The following is a 12899-nucleotide window of genomic DNA, read 5'->3' on the forward strand; positions in this document are numbered from 1 at the left end:
ACCATGCCCTATTCCTCCCTGCGCGACTTCATCGCCACGCTCGAGAGCCGCGACCTTCTGGTGCGGGTGAAGGAGCCGGTATCGACCGTGCTGGAGATGACCGAAATCCAGACCAGGCTGCTGGCCGAGGGCGGCCCCGCCGTGCTGTTCGAGAATGCGCTGATGGCGGACGGCACGCCGAGCGCCATGCCGGTGCTGGTCAATCTGTTCGGCACCGTCGAGCGGGTGGCCATGGGCATGGACCGCAGGCCGGATCAGCTGCGCGAAGTGGGCGAGACGCTGGCCTTCCTGCGCCAGCCCGAGCCGCCCGGCGGCTGGCGCGAGGCGCTCGACATGCTGCCCGTTCTGCGCACGGTCATGGCGATGAAGCCGAAGACCACCACCTCGGCGCCGGTGCACCAGGTGGTGCTGCAGGGTGACGACGTGGACCTGTCCGCCCTGCCCGTCCAGACCTGCTGGCCCGGCGAGCCGGCGCCGCTGATCACCTGGCCGCTGGTGGTCACCAAGGGGCCGGGTAAACGCAAGGAAGACGACTTCAACCTGGGCATCTACCGCATGCAGGTGACCGGGCGGAACACCACCATCATGCGCTGGCTGAAGCATCGGGGCGGCGCCCAGCACCACCAGCGTTGGGCGCAGGAGAAATCCGAGCCGTTGCCCGCCGCCGTGGTGATCGGCGCCGATCCGGGGACCATCCTCGCCGCCGTGACACCGGTGCCCGACACCCTGTCGGAATACCAGTTCGCCGGGCTGCTGCGCGGCAAGAAGGTCGAGCTGGTCGATTGCAGGACCGTGCCGCTGAAGGTGCCGGCCGAGGCCGAAATCGTGCTGGAAGGCCATGTGTCGCTGACCGACTACGCCGACGAAGGCCCCTATGGCGACCACACCGGCTATTACAATTCGGTCGAGAAATTCCCGGTGTTCACCGTGTCGGCGATCACCATGCGCCGCGATCCGATCTACCTGTCGACCTTCACCGGCCGCCCGCCGGACGAGCCCAGTGTGCTCGGCGAGGCGCTCAACGAGGTGTTCATCCCGCTGCTGCGCCAGCAATTCCCGGAGATCACCGACTTCTGGCTGCCGCCCGAGGGCTGTTCATACCGCATCGCCGTGGTGTCCATGCGCAAGGCCTACCCGGGCCACGCCAAGCGTGTCATGCTCGGCGTCTGGTCCTATCTGCGGCAATTCATGTACACCAAGTGGGTGATCGTGGTGGACGACGATATCGACGCGCGGAACTGGAAGGACGTGATGTGGGCGATCTCGACCCGCATGGACCCTGCCCGCGACATCACCCTGATCGAGAACACGCCCATCGACTATCTGGACTTCGCCTCGCCCGAGGAAAGTCTGGGCAGCAAGATCGGTCTCGACGCCACCAACAAGTGGCCGCCCGAGACCAAGCGTGAGTGGGGCCGCAAGATCCGCATGAGCGACGACGTGATCGCAACCGTCACCGACAAATGGCATCGTCTGGGCCTGCCGGGTCGTGGCAGGCCGATCTGGGACAACGACTAGAACGGCGGGCGGTCCGCGAACACTGGACCGGCCGCCGCAGCATGATAAGACCGGACCGACCTGTCAGGGAGCATCGCCGCGTGGCCAGGATTTTCCTCTATATCGTCGCCGGCCTTGTCGTGCTTGCCGTCGTCGTCGTCTTGTTGCTCGGAGCCTTCAAGGACGATCTGAGCTATTGGGCGATGACGCCCGGTGACCCCTTCGAGGCCGCACAGGCGCCGCCGGCGCCCGATTATGCCGATGCCGCCTCATGGGCGGCGCTGCCGACGACGCAGGACGCCGCCGACCAGGTCCCGAAGACGCCCGCCGCACAGGACAACCAGGCGACCGCGCCGGTCGACGTGTTTTTCATCGCGCCGACCACCTACTACAATCGCGCCGGCTGGAATGCGCCGATCGACGATGCCGATGCACGCGAGCGCCTCGACGGCTTCGTGCTGAAATACCAGGCCAGCGCCTTCAACGGTTCGGCCAGGGTCTATGCGCCGCTCTATCGGCAGGCCACGCTGGGCGCATTCTTTCCGGAGAACCGGGACGACGGCGACAAGGCGCTGGCATTGGCCTACGAGGACGTGCGCCGCGCCTTTCGCCACTACATGAAGAACGACAACGAGGGCCGGCCATTCATCCTGGCCGCGCATAGCCAGGGCAGCCGGCACCTGTCCTACCTGCTGCGCGACGAGATCGACGGCACGCCGCTGGCCCGGCGCATGGTCGCGGCCTATGCGGTCGGTTACGCCCTTCCCATGGACCTGTTCTCGCGCGTCTACAAGGATATCCAGCCGTGCACCGCGCCGCGTCAGACGGGCTGCCTGGCCAGCTGGAACAGCTTCGCCCTGCAGGATGCCGATCCGGCCAGCCTGTTCGACAATGTGGGCTTCCACTATGACGGCGTCTACGAGGCGAACCGTGGCAAGTCCCTGCTTTGCGTCAACCCGCTGCGCTGGGATACCTCGGACGAGAACGCGCCCGCCGTCCTGAACCTGGGCGCGCTGCCGACCACGGACGACCCGCTCGGCGTGCCCGATACCGGCATTACCGGCGCGCACTGCAAGGACGGCGTCCTCTATGCCTCGCCGCCGGACGGCAAGGGCTATAGCGGGTTGGTGCTGCCGGGCGGCAATTATCACATCTACGACTACAATCTGTTCTACATGAACATCCGCGACAACGTCGCCAATCGGGTCGCCGCCTTCCTCGCCGCACCGAGATCGGCCCCCGTGCCCGTTCCGTGAATTTTCCGTGACAGTCCCATGACCGGCTTTACCGCCCGGACCCGCGTGCCTATAGACGTGCGCCATGAACATCATGCTTGGAAGAGCCCTGCTCCTCATCGCCCTCGCCAGCCCCGTGCCGGCCATGGCGGACTCCCTTCCGACGCCCAAGATCGCCGTGATCGACCTTGCGGCACTGAGCCAGAAGTCGCTCGTCACCCAGGACCTGGATAAAAAGGTCGAGGCCGCCAAGGCCGACTACCGCCTGAACACCCGGTACAGGTATGAGGCGCTGCAGGAAGAACTGCGCTCGCTCCGCGTCGATTCGGCCAATCTCGCGCCCGAGGAACGGCAGCAGCGGCAGGCATCGCTGGAACAGCGGATCGCCCAGGTCAGCGAGGACGACAAGAAGGGCGTCGAGGCCATCGAAGCCCGCGGCCAGGCGGCCATGGCGAGCCTGCAGCCGAAACTCGATGCAATCATCAGCCGTGTTTCTGCAGGCATGTCCCTCGACATGGTGCTGGAGAAACAGGCCTATGACGGCCTCGTCGCCGACAAGCTGGCCACGCCCGGCGCCAATGACATCACCGGCCTGATCGGCACGTTCCTCAACGCCGAGGTGCCGACGGTGGAATTGCCGCCCGAGGGAGCATCCCGGCCATGATCCGCGCCATCCTTATCGGGGCCGCGCTCGCGCTGCCGCTCGCCGCCCACGCACAAGCCCCGGCCGCCGCGCCGCAGGCCGTTGCACCCGCGCCCGCAACGGCCGGATTTCTGGTGATCGACGGCGAACGGCTGGCCACCGAGGCCGCCGCCATGCGGAGCATCTTCGACCAGATGGCCGCGCGCCGCGATACCGAGGCGGCCGCGTACAATCTGGCGCTCGACAAGCTGGACAATGAATTCGAGCCGGTTCGGTCGGCCAGAAGCACCATGGACGCCGCCGAGTACCAGAAGGCCGTGGACCAGTACAACGGCATCAGGGCCCAGATCGACGGCACGCTTGCCAAGGTCCAGGACGATATGAACAAGGCCGGTGAAAAAGCCGTCGAACAGTTCAACAGCATCGCCACCCTGGTCGGCCAGCAGGTCCGTCAGGATTACGGCGTCAGCCGTTTCCTCGACAGCTCGTCCGTGCTCTATATCCGGCCCGGCTCGCCCTATGATGTGACCGATGAGGTGATCCGGCGGGTCGACGCCAAGCTGCCGGATATCAAGGTGGATTTCCCCGAGCGGCCCAAACCGGCGCCGGCGACACCTGCCGCCGAGACGCAGTAGGCGTCAGGAAAACGTGAACCTCGCCGGCCTCTTGCCGAGGAATGCGGCGACGCCTTCGCGGTAGTCCTCGCCCTCATAGGCCTGCATGGCCAGCTGCCAGCTTTCCTCGGTCTCGGCGTCAGCGCCGCCCGAGATCATGCCGATGATCTGCTTCAGCACGCGGACCGAAAACTGCGAGTTGCACGCGATCTGGGCGGCGAAGTCCCTCGTCTCCTGCTCGATCGCATCGAGCGGGTGAACCGCGTTGACCAATCCGATCGCCAGCGCCTCGGCGGACGGTACGGCGCGGCCGGTGAACATCATGCTTTTCGCATGGGACGGGCCGACCACGTCGACCAATTGCTTCATGTCCTCGAGCGTATAGGCCAGACCGAGCTTGGCGGGCGGAATGCCGAGCCGCGACTCGGGCGACGCAAAGCGGACGTCGCAGGTCAGCGCGATGGCGCAGCCGCCGCCTATGCAGATGCCGCGCACCATGGCGATGGTCGGCTTGGAAATGCGGGTCAGCGCCCGAAGCCCGTTGGTGATGGCGGCGCGGTTGGCGTCACGCAGGGCGCTGTCGGCGTTGAGCGCCTCGAACTCCGAAATATCCGCGCCGGCGCTGAACGCCTTCTCGGTGCTGCCCTTCACCACGACAACCTTCAACGCCCGGTCTGCCTCGACCTCGGCGGCGATACCGGGAAGCGCCTCCCACATGGACTGGCTCATGGCGCCAAGCTTGTCGGGCCGGTCGATCACCAGCCAGGCGAGATCGCCTTCCTTTTCCAGATAGAGGGGCGCGGCGTTCACGGGGACTCCCGGATCTGCCGGACCAGGTCGCGTCCCAGGCTCTCGGCCAGCGTCACAACCCGCCCGATGACGATCAGCACAGGCGGCGCGAGGCGCGTGTCCTTCACCAGCTTCGGCAGGGTCGCGATGGTGCCGGCGACGACGGTCTCGGTCTGGAGCGTGCCCTTGGAGACGGCCATGGCAGGCTGGTCGGCCGGCATGCCCGCCTTGATCAGTTCGGCGCTGATCTCGGGCAGCTTGGCCAGCCCCATATAAACGACAAGCGTGGTGTCGGGATCGGCCAGGCTCTTCCAGTTCAGATCCAGCGGCACATTCTTGCCGCACTGACCCGTGACGAAGCGCACGCCGTTCGCCAGCCCGCGATGGGTCAGCGGCACATTGAGGCCCGCCATGACGCCCGACGCGGCGGTCACGCCCGGCACCACTTCGAAATCGACGCCTTCCCGGGCAAGCACGAGGGCTTCCTCGCCGCCGCGGCCGAAAATGTACGGGTCGCCGCCCTTGAGGCGCACCACGCTCTTGCCCTGACGGGCGAGCGTCACCAGCAGGTCGCTGATCTCGGACTGGGGCAGCGAGTGGGTGCCGCCTTCCTTGCCCACATAGATGCGCGCGGCATGATCGGGAATCTCGGAAAGAATCTCGTCGGAGACCAGCCGGTCATAGACCACGGCGTCGGCAGCGCGCAGCACGCGCAACGCCTTGAGGGTGATCAGCTCCGGGTCTCCCGGACCCGCGCCGACGAGATAGACTTTCGCTTCGCCTGCCATGAACCCCAACTATGCGCCGCGCCGCAGAAAAGCAAGCGCGGCTATCGGTGGCCGGGTGTGCCGGAGATGAAGGATTGACCTCCTGTAATGTTATGTTATTACATCCTCTGTTCGCACTGCCGGAGGGATACCCATGAACCGCCTTGTCACCATAACAGCCCTGTCGGCCCTCGCCGGTCCGGCGATGGCGGCCGAAACCGGCGTCGCCGTGGCGCCGGGCGAGGAGATCGTGGTGACGGCGCGCCCCAGCGCCGCGGATCCGTTCAGCGTCCTGCAGAGCACAACCGTCCTGACCGCCGAGAGCCTGCAGCTGCGCCTCGAAGGCTCCATCGGCGAGACGCTTGCCAGCCTGCCGGGATTCAGCTCCAGCTTCTTCGGCCCCGGCGCGTCGCGCCCGATCATTCGCGGCCTGGACGGCGACCGCATCCGCGTACTCACCAACGGCATCGGCTCCATCGACGCCTCGACGGTTAGTCCCGACCACGCGGTGGCCGCCGACCCGCTCGGCGCGCAGCGGATCGAGGTGGTCCGGGGCCCCGCGAACCTGATGTATGGAAGCAATGCCGTCGGCGGCGTCGTCAACCTACTCGACGGCCGCATCTCCGAGCGCCTCCCCGCTGATCCCGTCAGTGGCCAGGTGGACGTGCTCTATGGCAGCGCGGCAGATGAGCGTGCCGGCGCCGCCCATGTCGATGTCACCATGGGAAAGTTCGTCCTGCACCTGAAAGGCTTCTACCGCGAGTCGGACGACTACCGTGTGCCCCTCGGCGCCCTGAAAGACGATCACGACGAGGATGAGTACGAGTACGGCGAACACGAGGAAGAGGAAGAAAACCCCCGGCGCGTGGCCAACAGCGCCAACCGGAGCCAGGGCGCCACGGCCGGTCTGTCCTATGTATGGGACGACGGCTTCCTTGGCCTCGCCTATTCGCGGCTCGACAGCAAGTATGGCATCCCAAGCGGGGGCCACGCTCACGAGGAAGACGAGCACCACGACGACGAACACGAGGATGAGGATGAGGAAGCCGGTCACGGCGAGGAAAACGTCGCGGTCGATCTGGTGCAGGATCGTCTTGATATCGCCGGCGAGGTCCGCGGAGACCTCCTCGCGTTCGAGGCCGCACGGGTCCGGTTCGGTTACGCCGACTACCAGCATGTCGAGATAGAGGGCGACGAGATCGGCACGATCTTCGGCAACAAGGCATGGGAAGGGCGCCTCGAACTGGTCCACAAACCCCTTTTCGACGGCATCTGGAGGGGAGCAAGCGGCGTCCAGCTTACATCGCGCGACTTCGAGGCCATTGGCGACGAAGCGTTCGTTCCGCCCAGCGAGACCTTCAACTGGGGATTGTTCACCTTTCAGGAGGTGAAGCTGGGAGCAGTGACCGTCGAACTCGGCGCGCGCTTCGAGAACCAGCGCGTCGAGGCGCTCGGCGAACGGCGGACCTTCGACAGTTTGAACGTATCGGGCGGACTGGCGTGGACGCCGGACGAGGACTGGCTGCTGGGCGTCACGATCAGCCGGTCGAGGCGCGCGCCTACAGCCGAGGAACTATTCGCCGACGGCGCCCACCTTGCCATCGGCGCCTATGAGATCGGCGACCCGGGCCTTCGGCAGGAGACGGCGGTAAACGTCGAGGCATTCCTGAGAAAGCGCGCCGGCGTGGTGACCGGCTCGATCAGCGGCTTTGTCACCTGGTATGACGACTTCATCACGCAAGCGTTCACCGGCGGGGAAATGGATGGCCTGCCGGTGCTTCTGCGCGGCCAGACCAACGCACGGTTCGTCGGCCTCGAAGCCGAGGTCGAGGTCAAGGCGGTGCAGACCGACCTGTGGTCGCTGACTTTCGACGCCTCGGCCGACTATGTGCGGGCGACGGACACCATCTCCGGCGGGACACTGCCGAGGATTCCCCCGTTCCGCCTCCAGTTGGGCGCGGAATACCGGCGCGACTGGCTGACCGGCAGGGTCGAGGTGCAGCGGTTGTCGCGTCAGGACCGGGTGGCGGCGTTCGAGGAGGAGACCGAAGGCTACACCATGCTGAACGCCAGCCTCTCGGTACGTCCCTTCACCGCGCGGCCTGACGTGACCATCATGCTGCGCGGCCGCAACCTGACCAACGCCATAGCCCGCGCCTATACCTCGTTCCTCAAGGAATTCGCACCGCTGCCGGGCCGGGATATCCGGGTATCCCTCCAGGTGGGCTTCTAGCGAGCGGCTCCGCCATACTCGAAGGCGCCCACGTCGAGCTTGCCGAGCGCCTTGCGCGGCGTCATCGGCTTGGGGAAGCCATACTCGTTGGCGGGCATCAGTGAAGTCTTGCCCGCATTGCCGACCTTGACGCCCTGATCGATGGCGTCGGCGTCTTTGGCCAGATGGTAGTCGTAGCCCGCACGGTCGACGAACTTCTCGCTGGACTCGATCCTGTTGTTCACGTCCTTGGCCGGTCCGTCGGACACGCCGATCCTGCCGACCAGCAGATTGTTGGCGACAAACGCCGTGGCGCCGGACCGGTTGAGCACGAAGGTGCCGGCATGGCGGTCGTTCACCATGGTGTTGCTGGTGACATACAGCCCCAGCGGCTTGCCTTCGCATCCCTCGGCCCCATAGGACACCGCATTGGAATTCTCGGCGTTCGCACCCTTGTGCAGCACATTGCCGATGACGAAGGTCGCGCCGCAATTGGGCGCCTCGATCAGATAGCTGGCGCCGCCATTCTGGTCGGTGACCTTGTTGTAGAGGATCCAGTTCTCGGCACCGCGCACCTTGATGTGATGGCCGACGTCGTTGTGATGGAAATAGGAATTCATCACCACAACCCGCCTGGCGGTGCCGATGTAGATACCATGGGCCTGGCCACTGCCGGCATGGACGCGATAGGCGAACTCGGAGTTGCGGATTTCCACCACCATGTCCGGCCGGTTGATGGTCAGGATGCCGCTCTGGTTGTGGTGAAAGCTGGAATTGCGCACGTCGAGTTTGCCGCCCTCGTAGCGGATGCCCGCGCCATTCAAATCCGGCACCACGGCGCCGGAGAATTCGATGTTGTCGACGCTGACATTGTCGCCGCTCAGCACCCAGATGCCCTTGTTGTTGGGCGGGCCGACGGTGGCGCGGAAGTGCGGCCTGCCGTGCACGCCGCGCAACGTGACGTCGCTGGCGGCAATCTCGGCGAAGTCGTTGAGGTAAAGGCCGCCTTCGATCTCGACCACGTCGCCGTTCTGCAGGCTGCCGGCCACATCGCCAAGACGTTCGTAGTCCTTGCCCGGCCCCACATGAATGATCCGGCCGCTGCCGCCGCCTTCGGCGGTGTCCTTGCCGAAGGCCCCGGTCTTGAAGCTGGACGCACCGGGCAATTCGGGGCCTTTCGCCTTCGCCAGATCCTCGGGCGACGGCGGCGCCTGCTTGTATTCCGCAGGCCTGGCGGGCGTCGCGGGGGCGGCTGGCGCGGCTGGCGGGGGCGGCGATGCAGACTTGCCGCCTTCACCCAGATTTATCGACGCGATGTCATCGTTGTTCACCGGGACCTTGATCTCGACGCCGTTCTTCAGCTTGATGATCACGTCGCCATGGGCAACCGACGCTGCGGCAAGGCCCGCGGCCAGGATCATGGCCATCCACACCGGCTTGCGCATTCTCTCGCCTTTTCCGCTGCTCACGTTGGTGTTTCATCCGAAATCAGCACATGCACGCGGCGCGGGCCATGCGCACCCCATTCGATGGTCTGCTCGATATCGGCAGTACGGGAGGGCCCGGTGATGAAGCTGACGAGACGCGGTGCGATGCCGTTACCCGGCACACCGAGCCGTTTCCAGACATCCTCGTAGGCCTCGACAAGCTGTCCGGCACCGACCAGCACGATCAGCGTCTCGGCCAGGTAATTGAGCCGGGGATCATGCTCCGGTCCGCTGACGACAACCAGCGTGCCGGTTTCGGCAACGCCCGCGATACATCCGGCCAGCACCGCGCGGCCGTCAGCGATCGGCAGCGCCTCGTCGATGGCGAGCGCGCCGTCGCTGAAGTCGAGCAGCGGCCTGAGTTCCGGCGCCACGTTGAGCCGCGCCGGAAGGCTCTGGTCCGCCAGATAGCGGGCCACCGCACCCGGCACGCCGGCAAGCGGGCCGACCCGCTCTAATGTGCCGCGTGCCGCCGCCAGGCGCTCGGCGAACCGGACGGATATTTCGGCCGCGTCTGCGGCCGGCGCGACGCGAAATCCGGTTCCCTGCGGCGCCAGTGAGGCGGCATGCCGCGGCACGGCGGCGCGCAGCTTGCCCAGAATTTCGGCGCGGCTACCGGCGGCCACCGCGTTTCCTCCATTGATGCTGGAAGCTGTTGCCCGCCGGCGCGTGCATGTCGCGCTCGCCGGTCCAGCCCGCGCCGGCCAGCGGTAGCCGTCTGATCCAGCCATTGCTGGCGATCAGGCGCAGGAAGCGGGACGCCGTCCACTGCATGGAACGGTAAAGGCGCGGACTGGCCGCGATCATCGACCAGGCGCGCAGGCCCCATCGCGTGCCGCTCGGGCTCAGGTGGCGCTCGAATTCACGCTCGCGCCAGTGGCGCATCAATTTCGGCAGCGGGATGCGCACCGGACACACCGCCTCGCAGCGGCCGCAGAAGCTCGACGCGTTCGGCAAATGCCCCGCCTTGTCGATGCCGGCGAGGCTGGGCGTCAGCACCGCGCCCATGGGCCCCGGATATACCGAGCCATAGGCGTGGCCGCCGATATTCGAGTACACCGGGCAATGATTGAGGCAGGCGCCGCAGCGAATGCAGCGCAGCATTTCCTCGAACTCGGTGCCCATCATGTCGGAGCGCCCGTTGTCGAGCAGCACCACATGGAAGGACGACGGCCCGGACAGGTCGTCCGTCCGCTTCGGTCCGGTGAAGAAACTGACATAGGCGGTGATGTCCTGGCCGGTCGCCGAACGCGGCAGCAACCGCAGCATCAGGTGGCAGTCGTCCAGCGTCGGCACCAGCTTCTCGATGCCGGTGACGACGATGTGGGTGTCGGGCAGCGAGGCCGTCAGATCCGCATTGCCCTCGTTGGTGACCACCACCGCCGATCCGGTCTCGGCCACCAGGAAGTTGGCGCCGGTGATGCCCACGTCGGCCTTCACGAAGCGCTGGCGCAGGATCGAGCGGGCCTCGCGCACCATGCCGGAACGCTCCGTCAGCCGGGTGTGGAAGCCGTGCCTGCCATGGTGTTCGTGAAAGGTGTCGGCCACCTGGTCCTTCGAGAGGTGGATAACCGGCGCGATGATGTGACTGGGTTTCTCGCCGCGCAGCTGGATGATGTATTCGCCCAGGTCGGTCTCGATCGGCTCGATGCTGTGCTCTTCCAGATACGGATTGAGCTCGATCTCCTCGGTCACCATGCTCTTGCTTTTGGTGACCGTGCGCGCACCGGCCGCGCGGCAGATGCCGTGGATGATCGCCCGCGCCTCCCGGGCATCCCGCGCCCAGTGCACCTTGCCGCCCCGCGCGGTGACGTTGGCCTCGAACTGTTCGAGATAGTCGGCGAGATGGGCGATGGTGTGCGCCTTGACGTCGCGGGCGCGGTCGCGCATGGCCTCGAAGTCCGGCAGCCGAGCGGCGGCGTTCGCCCGGGCCTCGACGAAGCCGTGCTTGATGTGCTTCAGCGCGTGCTGGAGGGTCGCGTCGTCCAGTGCGGCCCGTGCCTTCTCGACGAACGCACCGCTTTCAACCTCCACGGCGATCACCGTCCATCAGGGCGCTCCAGCATGCCGGCCAACAACTCGGCCACGTGGCAGGCGCGGATATCCCTGCCTTCGCGGCGCAGCTTGCCTTCGATGTTGAGCAGGCAGCCGACATCTCCCATGGCGACGATGCCGGCGCCGGTCGCGGCAATGTCGGCGGTCTTGTTCTCGGCCATCCGCCCCGAAATATCCGGATATTTGACGCAGAACGTGCCGCCGAAACCGCAGCACACCTCCGGTTCGGCCAGCTCCAGCAACTCCAGCGACGGCGACCGTTTCAGAAGCGCCCGCGGCTGATGGCGGATGCCCAGTTCGCGCAGGCCCGAGCATGAATCGTGATACGCGACGCGCACTGCCGCCGGGGCCGCGTCGGGCGTATAGCCATGCCGCTCCAGGAACACGGTCAGTTCCTCGGTCTTGCCGGCCAGCGCCTGCGCCTTGCCGAACAGCGCGTCGGCCTCGTCGAACAGTAACGGATAATGCACCTTGATCATGGCCGCGCACGAGCCGGACGGCACGACCACATATTCATAGGGCTCGAGGAGCTCGATGGTGCGCCGCGCCATGCTGCGCGCGGCGCGGCGGTCACCGCTGTTGTAATTGGGCTGGCCGCAGCAGCTTTGCCCCCGGGGCACGACCACGTCGAACCCTGCGGCCTCGATTAGCGACGCGCTGGCAAACCCCACCTCCGGCCGCATCAGATCGGCCAGACAGGTAACGAACAGCGCCGCTTCCGGCTTTGTCTGCAACGGCTTTTTCACCGACTCATAGTGCCAGACCCTGCCGGCAAGGCAAAGGCGCGATGGGCAGGCAAGGCCGGGCGATCAGACGCTGTCGAACGCGACCGGCCGGGGCTCGTCGCCGGGCGCCAGCTTTTCCAGCTGATCGAACGGGTTGGTGCCGAAATAGATGTCCTCGCCGATCAGCTTGCCGTCTGGATCGGCGGGCCACACGGTCAGAAGCTGGGCATTGGAGACATAGCGGGCGGCGGCATCCACCGCGTCGCCGTTCACCTGCGTCACGCCCGCGGCCAGCAGGGCCGAACCGGGATGGGTGTTGCGCAGCCGGCCTTCGGTCACCACCGCGTTATCATCGACGACGACCTTTTCGACGTTGAATTCGAACAGGTTGCCACCCGACGCGATCAGCATCTCGTAAAAGCCGCGTACAGCCTGGCGGCCCTTGGGGCCCCGGTCGGGCCCCTGGCCCCAGATGTGATATTGCGGCTCGGCGGTCAGCGTGGCCATCAACAGTTCGATCTCGCCGCAGATCTCCGTCTTCATATGGTCACGGACCTCCTTCAGCAGCGTCTTGTGCCGCGGATTGGTCTCGGCTTCGTAGGCAGCCTCGACGGCTGCCCAGGTTCTGGTCGGATCGACTTTCATGCAACATCCCCGTTTCGTGTTCCCCTGCCGCCTATCCTAATGGCCCGGTGCGGCGGAAAACAGCGTGGAAACCATGCAGGACAATAAATTAATCAATGCTTATGGATTTGTGATGCGATAGCTTTCATGCCTGTATTCCATTGTCCCCGCCTCTGAGCCTGAGCGGCAGAGACACTCGATAGCCTCATGAAAACAATGATGCAGGCTCAACTCATCGCTTCCGGGAGAAC

At 65.9% G+C, this 12899-nt stretch carries 12 protein-coding genes; 5 read left to right on the forward strand and 7 right to left on the reverse strand.

Features of this window, described 5'->3' with window-relative positions; genetic code table 11:
• Window positions 1-3 precede the first annotated feature (3 nt).
• The 4 genes from WJU21_RS03860 to WJU21_RS03875 all read left to right on the forward strand — a co-directional run bounded on the left by WJU21_RS03860 (window position 4) and on the right by WJU21_RS03875 (window position 4010).
• On the forward strand, window positions 4-1518 hold the full coding sequence (locus tag WJU21_RS03860) for a UbiD family decarboxylase (RefSeq protein ID WP_346322058.1): 1515 nt from the start codon (window positions 4-6) through the stop codon (window positions 1516-1518).
• A gap of 80 nt (window positions 1519-1598) precedes the next feature.
• Window positions 1599-2753, forward strand: coding sequence for a DUF3089 domain-containing protein (locus tag WJU21_RS03865; RefSeq protein ID WP_346322059.1), 1155 nt, complete (start codon window positions 1599-1601; stop codon window positions 2751-2753).
• A gap of 64 nt (window positions 2754-2817) precedes the next feature.
• Entirely contained in the window at window positions 2818-3396 is a 579-nt protein-coding gene (locus tag WJU21_RS03870; RefSeq protein ID WP_346322060.1) for an OmpH family outer membrane protein, read from the forward strand.
• Window positions 3393-4010 (forward strand): OmpH family outer membrane protein, encoded by a 618-nt coding sequence (locus tag WJU21_RS03875; protein ID WP_346322061.1) that lies wholly within the window; start codon window positions 3393-3395, stop codon window positions 4008-4010. Before WJU21_RS03870 ends, WJU21_RS03875 begins: the two co-directional genes overlap by 4 nt.
• Before the next feature lie 3 nt (window positions 4011-4013).
• Here the strand turns inward: WJU21_RS03875 and WJU21_RS03880 are convergent, their stop codons facing one another.
• Entirely contained in the window at window positions 4014-4799 is a 786-nt protein-coding gene (locus WJU21_RS03880; protein ID WP_346322062.1) for an enoyl-CoA hydratase-related protein, read from the reverse strand.
• Window positions 4796-5566 (reverse strand): uroporphyrinogen-III C-methyltransferase, encoded by a 771-nt coding sequence (gene cobA, locus WJU21_RS03885; RefSeq protein WP_346322063.1) that lies wholly within the window; start codon window positions 5564-5566, stop codon window positions 4796-4798. Before cobA ends, WJU21_RS03880 begins: the two co-directional genes overlap by 4 nt.
• Before the next feature lie 133 nt (window positions 5567-5699).
• Here cobA and WJU21_RS03890 point away from each other — a divergent pair, with 133 nt between their 5' ends.
• Window positions 5700-7778 carry a TonB-dependent receptor gene (locus WJU21_RS03890; RefSeq protein WP_346322064.1) on the forward strand — a complete coding sequence of 693 codons (2079 nt, stop codon included), beginning with the start codon at window positions 5700-5702 and terminating at the stop codon, window positions 7776-7778.
• Here WJU21_RS03890 and WJU21_RS03895 read toward each other — a convergent pair.
• The 5 genes from WJU21_RS03895 to WJU21_RS03915 all read right to left on the reverse strand — a co-directional run bounded on the left by WJU21_RS03895 (window position 7775) and on the right by WJU21_RS03915 (window position 12669).
• On the reverse strand, window positions 7775-9202 hold the full coding sequence (locus tag WJU21_RS03895; RefSeq protein WP_346322065.1) for a right-handed parallel beta-helix repeat-containing protein: 1428 nt from the start codon (window positions 9200-9202) through the stop codon (window positions 7775-7777). The genes WJU21_RS03890 and WJU21_RS03895 overlap by 4 nt on opposite strands.
• 20 nt (window positions 9203-9222) lie before the next feature.
• Window positions 9223-9870, reverse strand: a complete 648-nt coding sequence (locus WJU21_RS03900) for an LUD domain-containing protein (RefSeq protein WP_346322066.1) — start codon at window positions 9868-9870, stop codon at window positions 9223-9225.
• Window positions 9857-11278 carry a LutB/LldF family L-lactate oxidation iron-sulfur protein gene (locus tag WJU21_RS03905; RefSeq protein WP_346322067.1) on the reverse strand — a complete coding sequence of 474 codons (1422 nt, stop codon included), beginning with the start codon at window positions 11276-11278 and terminating at the stop codon, window positions 9857-9859. The genes WJU21_RS03900 and WJU21_RS03905 overlap by 14 nt, the downstream gene beginning before the upstream one ends.
• Window positions 11279-11283: 5 nt before the next feature.
• A complete protein-coding gene (locus WJU21_RS03910; protein WP_346322068.1) occupies window positions 11284-12033 on the reverse strand; it encodes a (Fe-S)-binding protein in 750 nt (249 codons plus the stop codon).
• A 75-nt stretch (window positions 12034-12108) separates the two neighbouring features.
• Window positions 12109-12669: a nuclear transport factor 2 family protein gene (locus WJU21_RS03915; protein ID WP_346322069.1), complete on the reverse strand. Its 561-nt coding sequence runs from the start codon at window positions 12667-12669 to the stop codon at window positions 12109-12111.
• Window positions 12670-12899: the final 230 nt, after the last annotated feature.

Source organism: Emcibacter sp. SYSU 3D8 (assembly GCF_039655875.1).
In the GTDB taxonomy this organism is placed as follows: Bacteria; Pseudomonadota; Alphaproteobacteria; order SMXS01; family SMXS01; genus RI-34.

Coding starts and splice junctions, on each gene's coding strand:
- WJU21_RS03860 (WP_346322058.1), top strand. CDS start 4: ATGCCCTATTCCTCCCTGCGCGACTTCATCGCCACGCTCGAGAGCCGC.
- WJU21_RS03870 (WP_346322060.1), top strand. CDS start 2,818: ATGAACATCATGCTTGGAAGAGCCCTGCTCCTCATCGCCCTCGCCAGC.
- WJU21_RS03875 (WP_346322061.1), top strand. CDS start 3,393: ATGATCCGCGCCATCCTTATCGGGGCCGCGCTCGCGCTGCCGCTCGCC.
- cobA (WP_346322063.1), bottom strand. CDS start 5,566: ATGGCAGGCGAAGCGAAAGTCTATCTCGTCGGCGCGGGTCCGGGAGAC.
- WJU21_RS03890 (WP_346322064.1), top strand. CDS start 5,700: ATGAACCGCCTTGTCACCATAACAGCCCTGTCGGCCCTCGCCGGTCCG.
- WJU21_RS03895 (WP_346322065.1), bottom strand. CDS start 9,202: ATGCGCAAGCCGGTGTGGATGGCCATGATCCTGGCCGCGGGCCTTGCC.
- WJU21_RS03915 (WP_346322069.1), bottom strand. CDS start 12,669: ATGAAAGTCGATCCGACCAGAACCTGGGCAGCCGTCGAGGCTGCCTAC.